Raw genomic sequence first — 14,922 nt, forward strand, 5'->3', positions numbered from 1 at the left:
GGACGGCCGCCATCCAGGGGATGTAGTTGCCGAAGAAGTTCATGTACAGGGCCGCGGCGGTGATATCCACGATGGTGGTCGTGGCCCAGTTGATCCAGTAGAACCAGCCGGAGACGAACGCGGCCTTCTCACCGAAGAACTCCCTCGCGTAGGACACGAACGAGCCCGAGGACGGCCGGTGCAGGACCAGTTCGCCCAACGCCCGCAGGATCAGGAACGCGAAGAACCCGCACACCGCGTAAGCGATGACCAGCGACGGGCCCGCGGCATTCAACCGGCCGCCCGCACCAAGGAACAACCCGGTCCCGATCGCACCGCCAATCGCGATCATCTGGATCTGCCGGGGCTTGAGGTTCTTGTGATAACCCTTATCCTCCGCATGCAACGCCGACTCGCTGGCATGCGCATGCCCGCCGTCGATGAGGTGGTCAGGGATGGGGGAATTTGTCATGGGGTGTCCTTCGGGAGAGCGGTGGGTGGGCCCACGACCGCAGGGATCCCTGGCTGAGCTTGCGGGACCAGGGGCGGTGGGGGATTACTTGCTGAGGTTGGCACTGCCCGGATGGGTGTTCAGGGCGATGGCCAGGCCGATGGATGTGTGCCACCGTGATCCGGAGATGTTCGGGGTAGGTGGTGGCAGGTCGTGCCCGGACCGGGTCAGCGGTACGGGCATCAAGGGCGGTCAGGCCGGTGGTCACCGACTTCCCGCAGGGCTTCGTTGGGCGTGGACAGGAAGTCTGTGGGCTGCAGCAGGCCAACTTTGTGACCGCCGCCCAGTATTGGGGCAGTGGCGATTCCGGCCAGCGGCGCTATGTCCACACCAATGGAATCGAGCAGGCGGACGGTGGCGGGCATCCGGGCGCGGTCGCCGCCGTCTGAAATCTTGACACCCACGGCACGGCCATCGGGCAGGCCTACGAGCTGAATACCTTCAAAACCGTCTTTCGCCACGGATCCGGGAAGCAGCCGCATCAGATCGGTGACGTCGCGGCGTTCGCCGGCCACCATGTCCGGGTGCTGGCGCATGGCCAGTCCGACGGCGGCTTCCGCCGCAGGTGCGGCGGTTCCGGCGTCGTCGGAGGTTTTTCCGGCGGCGTTCCCGGCGGCGACAGCTATGCGGCCGAAGGCGCGGGCCATCCCTCGAAGGGTGAGGGCGAAGAGCGGGGTGCCGCAGCCGTCCGTGCTGCGGGCAAAGGGTACCTCGCCCGTCAGCTCGGTGATGGTGGCGGCAACGAGCTGCTGGAGTGGATGGGACGGGTCCAGGTAGCCCTTGACCGGCCAGCCGTTGATGACGCACGTGGCAGCCATGGCGGCATGCTTGCCGGAGCAGTTTTGGGTCAGCTGGGTGGCGTGGAAACCGGAGCGCAGCCAGTCCTCGCGCTCTGCGCTGCCATAGGGAAGGTCGGTGCTGTTCTCCAGGTCGCGGGTCGTGAGCCCGTGCATGGCGAGGATGCGCTGGGTGCCGCCGCGGTGAATGGCAGCTCCGGAGTGGCTCGCTGCGGAGAGGGCCAGCAGGTCGGCGGGGAGGTTAAGGCCGGCGCGGACCATGGCCACGGCCTGCAGGGGCTTAAGGGAAGAGCGCGGGTAGAACGGTGCCATGGGATTGCCCGCCGTTGCCAAGGTTGAGCCGTCCGGTGCCGTGGCAATAGCCGAGCCGTAATGGACGCTCTCCACTAGGCCGTCGCGGGTGGCGACCACCAGGGGAGCGTGCTGCGGAAGTGTGCCGGATGCTGCTTCGGCGGTGCCGGGGGCAGCGGTGTGGGCAGCGGGCATGGCGGGGGCTGGCATGAAGTCCTTGGGGTGGCTGGTACTTGTTAACGCGGTTATTTATTGAGGATGGAATCGAGGGCAACGCCGACGGCGCGCAGGTGTTCGGCCATTGCTGTGCTCGCGGCGTCAGCGGAGCCCGCCTCGATTGCGGCGAGGATGTGCTGGTGCTCGATGTCCGACGCGTGCTGGCGGTCGGCCACCATGTTCAGGGTTTCTGACTGGAACGCCAGGGCGCCCCGGATATCGGCGACGACGCTGGCGAACACTTTGTTGCCGCTGGCGCGGGCGATGGCTTCGTGGAAGCTGGAGTCCAGGGCAACCCATGATTCCGGGTCCGTTTCGGCGGTCATTGCTTCGACAATGTGCCGCAGGGTCTCCAGTTCTTCCTCACTCCGACGCTCGGCGGCCAATCCTGCTGCAGGGACCTCGATGTGCGGACGGGCCTCGGTGAGGTCCCGGGCGGAGTACTGGCCCAGCGTGAGGTCGTTGGCCACCTTGTCGGCCACCACAAAGGTGCCCTTGCCCGTCTTGGTAACGGTCAGCCCCAGCGCGGTGCAGGAGCGCAGGGCTTCCCGGATGACTGAGCGGCTGACGCCGTACTGCTGCGAGAGCATGGCCTCCGAGCTCAGTTTGCCGCCGACCGGAACCTGCCCTGATTCGATGTCGCTCCGAATGGCGTTGAACACTGCTTCGGCAGCGCTGAGCCGGGCGAGAGGCTGGGGCAGGCGCGGGATGGCGCTGGTGCCCGGGGCCATTGGCTCCGCGGCGGACTCGGCAGGCTGTCCTGCTGTCCGGCTGTCTGACAGGTTCACGCTTAAAATATGGCACGGGTCACAAGGGGGTGTCAAGATCCGTGCGTGGCTCACCCAGATGTATAAGCCCAGCGGCACGTTCGTGCCGTTCCACCCTTTTCCCCGGGAAAGTATCGGCGTAGGCTCTTCCCAGGACATTGAATCGGCACGATCGTACCTATGGGAGTGTTATGGCGGCATCGATCAGCGATCACTTGGCCAGAGAGGTCCGCTCGCGCCGTATAGGCATGCGCCTCACCCAGCAGGATCTCGCGGACATGGCAGGTGTATCAGAGCGTTTTGTCCGGTTTGTTGAACAGGGCAAGCCGAGTATTCAGCTGGATTCCCTGACCGCCCTGCTCGAAACCCTGGGGCTGGAGCTGCAACTGGCCACCAGAACCAGCCAGGCCGCCCGCGCGCTCAGCGGCACCGCCAGGGAACAAGAACCAGCGCCATGAAACACCGCATTGCTGATGTCTACAAGGCCGGTGTGCTTGCCGCGCGGCTGGAACGGCACGACGGCGGCACGCGGTTCAGCTATCTGCCGGCGTACCTCGCGTCCGGGGGACCCGCCGTCGCCAGTTCCCTGCCGCTCACCAGCAGCCCCGTCCTGTCGGCGGCAGGAGCGGCGCCGCCCTATTTCACCGGGCTGCTGCCGGAGGGCCGCAGGCTCAACGCGCTCCGGCGCTCCATCAAGACAAGCGCCGACGACGACCTCTCGCTGCTCATCGCTGCCGGCGGCAATCCGGTGGGCGACGTCCAGATTGTTGGCCACGGCGAACCGCTGGACCCGGACGAGCACGCCGTCCAGCTGGATCCGAAGCTGCCGGTGGACTTCGACCAGCTGCTGGGCGACCCGGACCTGATCGACCCGGTGGCGTTGGCAGGCGTGCAGGACAAGCTCTCGGCCGGCATGATCTCGCTGCCGGTGGCCAGCGCCGGCAGGCGGTTTATCCTCAAACTCAATGCCCCGGAGTTTCCGCACGTGGTGGAAAACGAGCTGGTGATGTTCCGGTACGCCGCCAAACTGCGGCTCCCGCTCAGCCGGGTGCAACTGATCCGGGACGTAGCGGGCCGGCCGGGCCTGCTGGGGGAGCGTTTCGACCGGGTGCCCATCGCGGGCGGCGGTCCGGACGAGGTGCGGCGACTGGCCGTGGAGGACGGGGCGCAGGTGCTCAAGCTCTATCCGGCGGACAAGTACAACGTGGGCTATGGCCAGGTGTGCCAGGCGCTTGCGGACTACTGTTCGGCGCCCCTGCCCGCCCTGAGGAACCTGGCCATCCAGGGCGCGTTTGCGTGGCTCAGCGGCAACGGCGACCTCCACGCCAAGAATGTCTCGATGGTTCAGCAGCCGCACGGCGAGTGGACCATCGCCCCGGTCTACGACATCCCCTCCACCGTGGTGTACGGCGACAAAACCCTGGCGCTGACGTTGGCGGGAAAGCGGAGCGGGATTTCGCGACGGCACTTCCTGGGCTGGGCCACGGCACTGGGGCTCTCGGACCGCACAGCGGTCCAGGTGGTGGAACTGGCCCTGAAAGCGTCAGGCCCGTTGATCGCAGACTTGGAGGCGGGCACCGCCTTCGCCGGTGTAGGGGGCCCGGCAACCAACGACGACGGCGGCTCGCCATTCCCCGACATGGTCACCCGGGCGTGGGTCAAGGAGTTGAAGCACCGCCGAAGGTTGCTCGAGGGCTAAGCGGGGCAGCGTGGCGCATCGTCACGGCCCGTCGTACCACCTGAGGGTCCGCAGGGCGCGGAGGGTGTTCCAACGGCTGGGATTCCCGTCGCCGTCCTCCAGTTGGAAGTGGACCTTGCCCGCGTGGGTGTTTTCCAGCAGCCACCGGCCATTTGGTTGCCGCTTGGAGCGGACTACCTCCACGGCTTCTTCCAGCCGTTTGTCGGGAGCGCCGCCAGCAGCCCGGAAGTAGTCCAGCCCGCGGAGCACGTCGTAGAACCAGCGGGTGGGGTAGGAGAACTGGAGCCAGTGACCGTTGATTAGCTCGCCATTGCTCTTTCGCCTCAGCAGGCTTCGGGCCAGGAGGTATTCTTCGCCCCGCCGCCGTGCCTGCCGCGATGGGGAGGTCCCGCCGGTGGAACGTTCGTGCTCAAGAAGCCCCTCAAGCACGCAGATGGTGGTGTGGAAGGACGAGCGTGTGGAACCCCTCTCGGCCTCGCAGTTCCATCCGCCGTCCGAGAGCTGTTCCCGAACCAGCCGCTCCACCACCGGGTCCACGTTCTCACCGAAGTAGGCGCCGAGGGCTACGACCATGCCGTTGATGCAGGGCTCCACCTCGCCATCGAAGAAAGGCTGGTTGCCTTGCTCCCAGCGGCTGTTGTCGCGGACCCGGCTGATTGCGTGCCGGGCTTGAGGGCTGGCAGGGTTCAGGCCGAACCCGCGCAGCAGCAGGAGGCTGTACGTGGTTGCGGTCCACGGCTGGCTGTCCGGGTCATCGTCCTGCGCCGGCCAGTACGTGCCGCCGTCCCATTGTCCGTCGGTGCCCTGCAGTGCAAGGAGCCGGGCGCCCCAACCGGATGTGGCAACACGGTCCCGCTCGGCGGCAACCCCCCGGGCCGGGGCATCAACGAGGTCACGCAGGACCTGCCAGCGGATGGAGGGATCGGAGTCGAGCAACCAGTCGAGCACTTCCATTGGCCCAACCTACACCGCAGTGGCTCGCACCACAGGGGATCATGCCGTCGAGCGTTCCCGGCTGGCTAGAGGTGCTGGATGCCTGCGCGCTGCATGGCGTCCTTGTAGACCTCGACGCTCTTCGTGAGCAGCTCTTCCTGCTTGGCTTCAGAAACAGCAAAGGCCCGCCCGCCGAGCGCGCTGGCCTTGTAGATCTTGATGCCGCTGTTCTTCAGGGATGAGTGGTAGGTCTTCTCGAAGAGGGTCAGGAACGTGGAGGCATCGGTGCCGTGGGCGATGATGGCCGAAACACGGGAGTTGATTTTAAGGAACTGGCGGAAGGGACGCAGACCGTCGGTCTTTTCCTGGACGTTGAGCGCGGTGGGGAGATCGGGGTCGCGCACCCACGGGTAGGCGTTCCAGGGCATCACATAGCGGGGGTCAAGTTCAGCGAGTTCGTAGATCTGGGTAGCGCGGCGGGCGGCTTCGTCGTCGTTGTAATGGGAGACGAACCCGGATTCCGTGCCTTTGCCCGGGCTGACCTGGAGGCTCACGATCCGGCATTCGTCCTCGTCGTGGACGGGGTCGATATACGGGACGATGGACCCTGGCTTCTTTTCCATCAGTTCGTCACAAAGCTGCGTCACGGCCGCGATGTTCGGTTCCTGTAGCAGGGCCTTTTTTTCGTCCCAGTCAATCGTCACGGTTTCTCCCTCAGCAGCACGGCGTCCAGAATCAGGCGTCTTAGGCCACTCTACGCTTTTGGACGTGGGGGTGCGCGGGCGGGAATTATTCTATTCCCTTGAGTTCAAGGATGGTGCCGCGTTGGGGAACAATGGAAAGGCATCCCCACACCGCGGGCCTCCCCGACTTAAGGAACCGTCGCCATGGTCAGCAGGGCATCCCTTAGGGCCGAGGGGTTCGCAGGATTCAGGGCGGTCGGCAGCCTCGAGATCATGCGGATCCCGCAGGGCACGGGAGTCTTCGCCGTGCTCCGACCGGACGGCTTCGAGCCGAGGTTCCTGAAAAAGAGCACGGCCGGCATCTTCAAAAAGAAGGACCCCTCGCTACCGGAACCTGCATTGGCTGCGGAGTGGGTTCAGGACGCCGACGTCCTCTATCTCGGCAAGGCGGGTCCCGGCAGCAAGGGAAACCGTGGACTCCGCCGGCAGATCCAGGAGTTCCTTGACTTCGGCAAGGGTAAGCCGCCGGGCCACTGGGACGGCCGGCTGGTGTGGCAGCTCGCGGCACCCGAATCGCTGGTCATCGCCTGGAAAGAGGTCCCCACCGACCAAGTGAACAGCACCGAAGCCAGGCTCCACGCGGACTTTGTGGCGGAGTTTGGGCGGCTGCCGTTCGCGAACCTCATCCAGGCCCGGACCAGGAACTAAGCCAGGCCGCCGTCGTACGTGAAGCGGCCCGCCAGCAGCGTTGCCGCAACTGGTAGGGCGCCGAATTCCGCGTCGGACACAGCCAGCGGATCGGCGTCGAGCACCACCAGGTCCGCCAGGTCCCCCACCCGGATCCGGCTCCTGCCCCTCGCGGAGGCCGCCAGCGCCTGCCTTCTGCTGATGCATTCCTGGGGATGCCAGGGCCCGCGGCCGTCCTGCCGGGACCTGGTGGTGGCCGCCGACATCCCAGCCCACGGATCCAGCGGCGCAACCGGTGCGTCCGAACCCAGCGCCAACGTGGCCCCTGCGTCGAGGAGCGACCTCAGCGGAAAGGCCCGCTGCGTACGGCCGCTCCAGTTGGACTCTGCGGCGTCGCGATCATCCAGTGCATGGACCGGCTGCACGCTGGCAGTAACCCCCAGGGACCCAAAGCGCGCCAGATCCTCCGCCCCGACAAACTGCGCGTGCTCAATTCGGCCACCGATCCCCGCGCGCTCAAACACGTCCAGGGCCACCCGGTTGGCGGCGTCGCCGATGGCATGGACCGCCGGGACAAAACCGTACTCCCGCCCCCGCCGAAGCAGGGACAGTAACTCGCCTTCGCTGACGGTCAGCAGCCCGTAGCTGCCGTCGGGGTACGGATCCGAACAAAAAGCCGTCCGGGTATTCAGCGATCCGTCGATGAGGACTTTCAGCGGGCCGACCCGCAGGAGCCCCCTGCCGCCGTCGAGCTCCAATCCTGTGCGCATGCCATCGTTGCGTGCCCGCTCCAGGTCCTTGGGGTAGACGCCGGCGTCCACGCGGACGGCATCGAAGCCATCAGCGAGGCGCCGCAGCCAGACGTCACGGTTCCAGGTCATCTCGAAATCAACGACGCCCACGACGCCCCGGGCTGCAGCTGCCCGGGCGGCATCGCGGACCCAGCCGTCCACCAGTGAATCGGGAAGTTTGCCCAGATCGCGGGTGACGGCAAAGGCAGGTTCCTCCCGGAGCAGGCCACCGGCGTCAACCTCCACCCCATACCGCCGGGCAGCAGCGCTGTTCAGCCAGACACAATGCAGGTCGTGGCTGATCAGTGCGGTGGGCTGGTTCCCTGTGGCGGCGTCGAGCATTTCCAGCGTGGGGACGTCGGGCCACAGGGCGTCGCGGAAGCCCACCCCCACGCTGGTGACCGACGGATCGGCGTGATGAACATAAAGTCCGACGGCGGCGGCAGCCTCGTGCGCGGACGCCGCGGCGGACAGGTCCAGCCTGTTTGAGTGCAGCGCCCACTGGGTCATGTGGACGTGCTCGTCCCAGAGCCCCGGAATGACATAGCGTCCGTCCAGGTGGACCACGCGCGCGCCGCGCGGGATTCCGCCGCCGGCACTGACCCGGGTCACCACGCCCTCAGCGATGTGCAGGTCAGAGACGGTATCCTCGCCTGGCTGGCGGATGGAGGCCAGAATGAGTTCGGTCATGGAGCCAGCCCTATAAGTTCGCCGGCGGCGCAGGTTTCCGATTCGACTGGAACGCTGAACGCCAACTCGACCCAGGTCCGTCCGAAAATACGCACCCTCGCGCCCTGGGCGTTGCCCGACGTGACTGACCACCACCCCTGGGAGCCCTCGTCGAGAACTGAGACGGGGCCGAAGCCGTTTGGTTCCAGGACAGGGTTGATGGCGTCCGTGACCTTTTGGAACTCTTTCGAGGCTCCCACTATGTCGCCGTCGCTGCGCAGTGTTGGCAGGCGAAGAGAGCATTGGCCGTCGGTCCGCTCTCCGATGGAGTAGGGATCTCCTGCGCGCCAGCCCAGCCCGGCCTTGACGCGCGGATGACCCTTGACCCTGAACGGTTTCGCAGCAGTCCCCATGATTCCCCCAGATTCGCGGCCTGCGCTCGCAGCCGCAATTTTCCAACCCGAGCGCGGGGCCTATCCCGCCCGCCTACCAGCCTAGCCATTCGGCTCGCATTGACCGATGGGCAGCGCTGCCCATCACCGCCGACCCGGCCGTGGGACTAGATGGCGTCGCCCCGGAGCCGCTCCATCTCGCGGCGGTCCTTCTTGGTGGGGCGCCCAGCACCACGGTCCCGCTGCGGGAGGCCAAGGGCCGGGGCAATGGGACGCGGCGGAGTGTGATCGGTGAAGCAATGGGATGCCGGCTCGGCGCCGACGCGCTTGGCGATCAGGCGCCGGACCTCAAGAATCCGTTCGTAGCCGGACATCCGGACGGTGACGGTGTCGCCTGTGACCAGGGTTGCAGATGCTTTGGCGGGACTGCCGTTCAGCCGAACGTGGCCTGCGCGGCAGGCGGCAGTGGCGGCAGAACGTGTCTTGTAGGCGCGGATCGCCCACAGCCACGCATCGATGCGGACGCTGGCGGGTGAGGAAGGAAGGATGGTCATGGCTGGCACTGAGTATACGGCGTGGGTCTTGCGCGAATCTTCCCTGCTCCCTCCGGCCGCTCACGCCAGCGCGCTTAGTCGACGGTGACGTGTACCCGCTGCACCACGTTGTTGCCCATCCCCTGATAATTCCAGTTCTGCTCAAGTGGCTGGGTGGCTCCGGTGGCGTCCGTGGCCCGGCAGGCCAACTCGTGTTCGCCTGGATCAGCCACCCACGGCAGCGTCCACTTGCACCAGGCAAAGGGCCCGGCCGGCTTTTCGAGCTGGGCGGCCACCCACTTGCCGTCGATCCCCACCTCAACGCCGGTCACCGCACCGTGGCCGGACCAGGCCCTGCCCTGAAGCATCACCGGCCCGTGCGTCAGCACCCGGCGGCGCGTGAAGAAATCCGGTATGCCCGGCGGAACCATCAGCGAACGGACCCTGATCCGCGAAACCGGTGTGCCGGCGTCGTCCGCGTTGTCCTGGTACCGGTACGCCTGCTGCTGCTGGAACCCAGTGAACGGGTGCGTCACCACATCGATGGACTCCAGCCACTTGACGCTGGTCATGCCGTACCAGCCCGGTACCACCAGGCGGAGGGGATAACCGTGCTGCGGCGGCAGGTCGGTGCCGTTCATCCGGTAAGCGAGCACGACGTCGGGACGCATTGCCTCGCGGATCGGAAGGCTCCGTGCGTAGCGGTGCCGGACGCCGCCCTGGATGCCGGCATCGGCCCCGGTGAACACCACTTCCACGGCCTCGGGCAGCACGCCGGCCTTCGCGAGCAGGTAGGCCAAGGGCACCCCGGTCCACTCTGCTGTCCCCACCCCTTCCATGATCCAGGGCTGGCTCAGCGGACGTGGCTTGAGCAGGGACCTGCCATTGCCCGCACATTCAAGCGTGACCGGAAGGGTGATGGCCGGATCCTTCCTGAGCGCCGCCAGGCTAAGCTCCAGTGACCTCTCCACAGCGCCCTTGACCTGCAGGTGCCAGGAAGCGGCCTCAAGGTCGGGGATGTCGAAGTGCGTGAGGACATAGTGGAGGCCGGGTGGCGTGATGTCACGGCGGAGCGCCTCGAGCGGCATCGAATGGTTCCGCGCAGCCAGCTGGAGCTCCTCGGGGGTCAACGGCCCCGACGTGGGCGCGCCGGCCTGCGGCACGGGGCGGGCTGACTGGCGTTGCCGGTAGATCTGCTTCATGGCCGTACGATTCTGCTCGATGAGGCTGGAGGGTCCCCTCTGACAGGTTTACGCCCGGGCGGACGGCCCCGTCAACGGCAGTTCCCGGGCGCTTAGGCTTCGCGGGCCGCGGGCGACTTGGTCTCCGCCGGATCGCGTTCGGCGAGGGATCCGATCGCGTCGTCGATGTTCTTCAGGACCTCCGGCTCGAGGACCACGCCTGAGGCGGCCACGCTGTCCCCGATCTGCTCCGGGCGGGATGCGCCCACGATGGCCGAGGCGACGTTCGGGTTCTGCAGGACCCAGGCCACCGCGAGCTGCGGCATGGAGAGACCAGCTTCCGCGGCGATCGGCTTGAGCTTCTGGACGCCGGCAAGCACGTCGTCGCGCATCCAGCGCTGGATCATCTTGGCGCCGCCCTTGTCGTCCGCGGCGCGGCTGCCTTCGGGGGCAGGCTGGCCGGGAAGGTACTTTCCGCTGAGCACGCCCTGCGCCATGGGGGACCAGACGATCTGGGACACGCCCAGTTCTTCCGACGCCGGCACAACCTCTGCCTCAATGACCCGCCAGAGCATGGAGTACTGCGGCTGGTTGGAGATCAGCTGGAAGCCCAGTTCCCTGGACAATGCGTGGCCTTCGCGGAGCTGTTCGGCCGTCCACTCGCTCACGCCGATGTACAGCGCCTTGCCCTGCCGCACGATGTCCGCGAATGCCTGCATGGTCTCTTCCAGCGGCGTCTCGAAGTCGTAGCGGTGGGCCTGGTAAAGGTCAACGTAGTCCGTCTGGAGCCTTTGGAGCGAGCCGTTGATGGACTCCATGATGTGCTTGCGGGACAGGCCCAGATCGTTCTTGCCCTTGGGGCCGGTGGGGCCGTAGACCTTCGTGAAGATCTCCAGGGACTCGCGGCGCTCGCCCTTAAGCGCCTCGCCGAGGACGGTTTCCGCGGCCGTGTTGGCGTAGACGTCCGCCGTGTCGAAGGTGCTGATGCCGGCGTCGAGCGCTGCCCGCACGCACTGGGTGGCGACGTCGTTCTCTACCTGTGAGCCGTGGGTCAGCCAGTTGCCGAAGGTGATTTCCGAGACTTTGAAGCCGCTGTTTCCGAGGTATCTGAATTCCATGGTTTTCAGGCTAGCGGAGATGGCGGCTCACGGAAAGGGCTTTCCAAAAACCACGACGGCGATGCCGGCGCCTCGGCGCCTCAGCGGCGCCTGAGCTCCGCGTACTCCAGGGACGGGACGATCGCGCCGGCATCGCGTTCCACGAAGTTGGTTCCCGGAGGCACCAACTCGTCGATCGCGTCCAGCACGGATTCGCCCAGCAGGGTGTCTGCTGCCTTCAGGTAGGCGTGCAGGTGCTCCTCGGTGCGTGGGCCGATGATCACGCTGCTGATGGCCGGGTGGTTCAGCGCAAAGCCGATGGCCAGTTCCACCAAGGAGATCTCCAGCTTGTCCGCGAGCCGCGCCAGCGCATCCGACGCCAGCAGCTTCCGTTCACTGGCAGGCCCGGAAATGTCGTAGCGGCCCGGCAGGGAATGCACCCGTGCCGGGGGTTTGCCGGCATCCAGCACGAAGTCCCCGGAGAGCCAACCCCCGGCCAGTGGCCCGTAGGCAAGCACGCCGAGCCCGTACTGCTGGGAGATGGGGAGCACGTCGCGCTCGTTGCCGCGAACCAGCATGGAATAGGGCACCTGGTTGCCCACCGGCGGGATGAGGTGGTTGGTAGTGGCAAGCCACTGTGCCTCCACCAGCTGAGCAGGCGTGAACACCGAGGTGCCGTAGTAAAGGATCTTGCCTTGCCGGATGAGGTCGTTCAGGGCGGTGATGGTCTCCAACACGTCGGTGTTGTAGTCCGGCCGATGCGCCTGGTACAGGTCGATCCGGTCCGTCTGGAGTCGTCGGAGGCTGCCCTCCACGGCCTGCATGATCCAGCGCCGTGAGTTCCCCGAGTGCGCGGGGTTGGCGCTCATCTGGCCGTGGAACTTGGTAGCGAGGAAGACGTCGTCGCGCCGGCCGCGGAGTGCACGGCCCACCACCTGTTCGGACTCTCCCTGGGAGTAGACGTCGGCGGTGTCCACCGCGGTGATGCCAGCGTCCAGGGCGGCCTGGATGATACGGATGCTTTCGTCTGCTCCGGTGGGCGGGCCGCCGGGTACGCCGCCAGGTCCCTCGCCAAAGTTCATGGTGCCCAGCGTGAGCGGGCTGATCGGCGTGCCGGACCGCCCGAACACACGAAGTTCGCTGAGGCTCATCCCCTGCTCCTCACGGTCGATTTCCCACGGCGGATTGCTGTGGATCGTCACGACGCTACACAAATTCCGCGCCGCGTCGCGGGAAAGCGCCATACAGCTTCGCTTTTCGTAGCGCGGGGTAACGCGGCCGGTGGTGATGACGGTTTGTGAAGACCGCGCTGAGGTCGGGGCCCGTCAGAATGCGTTCGGCGGGCGTGGCGCCCGGCCTCCCTCAATGCCGGTCGGCGGGCAGCTTGCCTTTAATGACCTTGGCGTGGCCGGAGAGTGACACGAGGGAGCCGGTATCCAAAGGGGAAAGTGGCGGAGCGGCGGAGGGCTTCTTGAAGGACCGCGGTACATCCCGCGCCGGGTGGTCCTGGTGCAGTGCCGACTCCACCAGCGGAGCGACGGCCACCACTTTCTCTGCAGGCACTCCGGGATCCGGCAAGTCACGGACGGAGACCTTGATTTGCGGTGCGGCGGCGCGTGCGCGCGCAAGGGCCCGGGCATCGGCTTCCGCGACGGCCGCGGCCCAGTCTTCTGCCAGCACCGGCGGTACACGGCGTGCGGCCGTGAGCAGCGGGTGGTGTTCGACGGCGTGTTGGAACCGCGGCTTGAATTCGGACGGTTTCAGGGCAGTGCGGGCGTCGCGCAGCACCTTGCGCCAGTCGCGCGGCGCCCTCAGGGTGGCGACGGCGGCACTCCCGTGGGTGCGTGCGGCCGACACGGCAGCGCCGGTCGTCGTCCGCGTCTTCGTCTGCAGGGCAGCGGCTTTGGCGCGAAGCACCCCGGCGCTCGCCGTTTTCGCGGGGGAGGTGGCGGCAGCGCCGTCGTCGTGACCTGGCATTTCCGCATCCGCGGCCGAAGCCGATGATGCCGTCCCCGATGCCCCGGTCAGGCGGACGAGCGGCAAGGTTTCATGCCGGGGAAGCTTGCCTAAGAGGACCATGACCGTCAGGGCGACCAGCCGGCCGACCCCCGCCAGGACAAGGGTGGCTACCACCAGGAGGAAGAGGCCAAAAAACATCAGGAATGCGAGGCCGAGCGTGCCAAAAAAGGTCAGGTTCAGAGCGAGCGTCGTTGAATCTCCCACGTCACCTCTCCTATCTGCCAGCAGCGGAGTCCGTGCCGGCACTCATCACCACGGGCAACAGCCCCTCCACTACCTTACGGACTATTTGAGGCCCGTCGCGCCGCAGGGAGGGGTGCGTCCGGTGTTGTTTCAAACCTGTTACCGGATATGACAAGGCCGCAGCCACCTATAGTCGGAAGGAGACCCCAAAAGCCCTCTGGACTGCGGGCCCGGACCAGCCTGACAGGAGCATCATGCCCGAGAATCCAACCGCCGCACGACGTTGTTTCTGCTTGTCGGGTGAGGAGTACGCGCAGTGCTGCGGGCGGTTCCATACTGGCCAGTCCGAGGCCGCCACCGCCGAGCAGTTGATGCGGTCCCGGTACAGCGCGTTTGTCCTGCTCGACGCGGCCTACCTCATGCGTACCTGGCATCCGGACACCGCGCCGTCGGAGCTGGAACTGGACCCCGCCATGGAATGGCGCCGCCTCGATATCGTCTCCACGAGCCGGGGCGGACCGCTGGACACCGCGGGGACCGTGGAGTTCAAAGCCCATTTCCGGCACGACGGCGTACGCGGAGTCCACCACGAAACCAGCCGTTTCGTGCGCGAGAACCGCCGCTGGTACTACGTAGATGCTGTGCTCCTTGCCTAGCCCTCGCTGTACGTTTCGTCCGGGGTGAAGCCTGCCCTGTCCACCTTGCGGTGGAAATGCATGCCCGCCAGGCCGCCCAGGACGGCACCAACGAGCGCCACCAAAGCCACCACCACGGCGGCAATGATGCTGGTGATAGTCAGTTCGCCTTCGTTGATGGGGATCCGCGGGAAGGTGTTCAGGTTGGCCAGGACGTTGAACTGCTGTCCGGCAACCAGGCCAAGGATAGCGATGACGACGGCGGCAATAAGGGCCCAGATCCACACCATGAAACCCTGTTTGGCGCCGTTGAACCGTGCCATCCGGCCTGCCACGTACCCGCCGGAATAGTACGACGCGAACAGGATCACCAGCAGGACGATGATGCCCACCAGCCCCACAGTGCCGTTGGTTGCCACCTGGTTGACCGCCTCGTTGACGTCTGTGTTGTTGGCCAGTCCCACGGCGGTGCCCGCTGCTGCCACGAACGCGGTGAGCAGCACGGCCATGCCCATGGCGGCCAGCCAGCCGAAGAACGCGGAGCCCACCTTGATTCCGCCGAACTTTTCCTTTTCCCGTGCGACGGCGGTCTGCCGGTCGGTGACGTTCGGGTCCGCCACGCTCGGGTAGGCCGCGGTGCTGTCGGCTGCGTCAGGGTCCGCTACGTATGCGCGCTCACCGTACGTGGGCGGAGTCTGTTGATAGGCCTGCGTAGGCTGCCCGCCGGCGAAGCTTTCATCACGAGCAGTCTCATTCCGTAGATTCTCGTTCCGGGCACGCCGCGGAAGACTGTCCTCTGGGTTCGTTTGGTTGCTCATGGCTCAACTCAACCACCGCTGACCTGCGATAACAAGGGTGC

Annotated in this window: 17 protein-coding genes; 4 read left to right on the plus strand and 13 right to left on the minus strand. The window is 66.4% G+C overall.

All coding sequences use genetic code 11. From position 1 onward, the window contains the following. The 3 genes from ACLKOZ_RS21965 to ACLKOZ_RS21975 all read right to left on the minus strand — a co-directional run. On the minus strand, positions 1–451 hold a 451-nt coding region (locus ACLKOZ_RS21965; protein ID WP_436478333.1), incomplete at its 3' end, for an amino acid permease. A gap of 221 nt (positions 452–672) precedes the next feature. Beyond that, a complete protein-coding gene (locus ACLKOZ_RS21970) occupies positions 673–1,788 on the minus strand; it encodes an asparaginase (RefSeq protein WP_436478334.1) in 1,116 nt (371 codons plus the stop codon). Positions 1,789–1,823: 35 nt separating this feature from the next. Further along, entirely contained in the window at positions 1,824–2,582 is a 759-nt protein-coding gene (locus tag ACLKOZ_RS21975) for a FadR/GntR family transcriptional regulator (RefSeq protein WP_376047567.1), read from the minus strand. Between the two features lie 170 nt (positions 2,583–2,752). Here ACLKOZ_RS21975 and ACLKOZ_RS21980 point away from each other — a divergent pair, with 170 nt between their 5' ends. Both ACLKOZ_RS21980 and ACLKOZ_RS21985 read left to right on the plus strand, forming a co-directional pair. Then, entirely contained in the window at positions 2,753–3,019 is a 267-nt protein-coding gene (locus tag ACLKOZ_RS21980; RefSeq protein WP_337352687.1) for a helix-turn-helix transcriptional regulator, read from the plus strand. Next, positions 3,016–4,260, plus strand: a complete 1,245-nt coding sequence (locus tag ACLKOZ_RS21985) for a type II toxin-antitoxin system HipA family toxin (protein ID WP_436478337.1) — start codon at positions 3,016–3,018, stop codon at positions 4,258–4,260. The genes ACLKOZ_RS21980 and ACLKOZ_RS21985 overlap by 4 nt, the downstream gene beginning before the upstream one ends. 21 nt (positions 4,261–4,281) lie before the next feature. Here the strand turns inward: ACLKOZ_RS21985 and ACLKOZ_RS21990 are convergent, their stop codons facing one another. Next, a complete protein-coding gene (locus ACLKOZ_RS21990) occupies positions 4,282–5,214 on the minus strand; it encodes a hypothetical protein (RefSeq protein ID WP_436478338.1) in 933 nt (310 codons plus the stop codon). 65 nt (positions 5,215–5,279) lie between these two features. Next, positions 5,280–5,897, minus strand: coding sequence for a uracil-DNA glycosylase (locus ACLKOZ_RS21995; protein ID WP_337348976.1), 618 nt, complete (start codon positions 5,895–5,897; stop codon positions 5,280–5,282). Positions 5,898–6,080: 183 nt separating this feature from the next. Between ACLKOZ_RS21995 and ACLKOZ_RS22000 the strand changes: the two genes are divergently transcribed. Then, the gene (locus ACLKOZ_RS22000) at positions 6,081–6,584 is read left to right on the plus strand and encodes a hypothetical protein (RefSeq protein ID WP_436478340.1); all 504 of its coding nucleotides are present in this window, start codon (positions 6,081–6,083) and stop codon (positions 6,582–6,584) included. On the opposite strand, the gene ACLKOZ_RS22005 is transcribed toward ACLKOZ_RS22000, so the two are convergent. The 7 genes from ACLKOZ_RS22005 to ACLKOZ_RS22035 form a co-directional block, all read right to left on the minus strand. Beyond that, a complete protein-coding gene (locus tag ACLKOZ_RS22005) occupies positions 6,581–8,044 on the minus strand; it encodes an amidohydrolase family protein (protein WP_436478342.1) in 1,464 nt (487 codons plus the stop codon). The genes ACLKOZ_RS22000 and ACLKOZ_RS22005 overlap by 4 nt on opposite strands. Beyond that, positions 8,041–8,436: a hypothetical protein gene (locus ACLKOZ_RS22010; protein ID WP_436478344.1), complete on the minus strand. Its 396-nt coding sequence runs from the start codon at positions 8,434–8,436 to the stop codon at positions 8,041–8,043. The genes ACLKOZ_RS22005 and ACLKOZ_RS22010 overlap by 4 nt, the downstream gene beginning before the upstream one ends. A gap of 146 nt (positions 8,437–8,582) precedes the next feature. Then, on the minus strand, positions 8,583–8,969 hold the full coding sequence (locus ACLKOZ_RS22015) for an RNA-binding S4 domain-containing protein (protein WP_436478346.1): 387 nt from the start codon (positions 8,967–8,969) through the stop codon (positions 8,583–8,585). A 74-nt stretch (positions 8,970–9,043) separates the two neighbouring features. After that, positions 9,044–10,150 carry a sulfite oxidase gene (locus ACLKOZ_RS22020; protein WP_436478348.1) on the minus strand — a complete coding sequence of 369 codons (1,107 nt, stop codon included), beginning with the start codon at positions 10,148–10,150 and terminating at the stop codon, positions 9,044–9,046. Positions 10,151–10,242: 92 nt separating this feature from the next. After that, positions 10,243–11,247: an aldo/keto reductase family protein gene (locus ACLKOZ_RS22025; RefSeq protein ID WP_436478350.1), complete on the minus strand. Its 1,005-nt coding sequence runs from the start codon at positions 11,245–11,247 to the stop codon at positions 10,243–10,245. An 80-nt stretch (positions 11,248–11,327) separates the two neighbouring features. Then, positions 11,328–12,377 carry an aldo/keto reductase gene (locus ACLKOZ_RS22030; protein WP_436478383.1) on the minus strand — a complete coding sequence of 350 codons (1,050 nt, stop codon included), beginning with the start codon at positions 12,375–12,377 and terminating at the stop codon, positions 11,328–11,330. A gap of 211 nt (positions 12,378–12,588) precedes the next feature. Continuing rightward, on the minus strand, positions 12,589–13,449 hold the full coding sequence (locus ACLKOZ_RS22035; protein ID WP_436478352.1) for a hypothetical protein: 861 nt from the start codon (positions 13,447–13,449) through the stop codon (positions 12,589–12,591). A gap of 233 nt (positions 13,450–13,682) precedes the next feature. Here ACLKOZ_RS22035 and ACLKOZ_RS22040 point away from each other — a divergent pair, with 233 nt between their 5' ends. Next, entirely contained in the window at positions 13,683–14,084 is a 402-nt protein-coding gene (locus ACLKOZ_RS22040; RefSeq protein WP_436478354.1) for a YchJ family protein, read from the plus strand. Here ACLKOZ_RS22040 and ACLKOZ_RS22045 read toward each other — a convergent pair. Continuing rightward, positions 14,081–14,881, minus strand: coding sequence for a TIGR04086 family membrane protein (locus ACLKOZ_RS22045; protein WP_436478356.1), 801 nt, complete (start codon positions 14,879–14,881; stop codon positions 14,081–14,083). The two genes, ACLKOZ_RS22040 and ACLKOZ_RS22045, sit on opposite strands and share 4 nt — an antisense overlap. Positions 14,882–14,922: the final 41 nt, after the last annotated feature.

The organism is Arthrobacter sp. R4 (assembly GCF_051365025.1).
GTDB lineage: Bacteria > Actinomycetota > Actinomycetes > Actinomycetales > Micrococcaceae > Arthrobacter.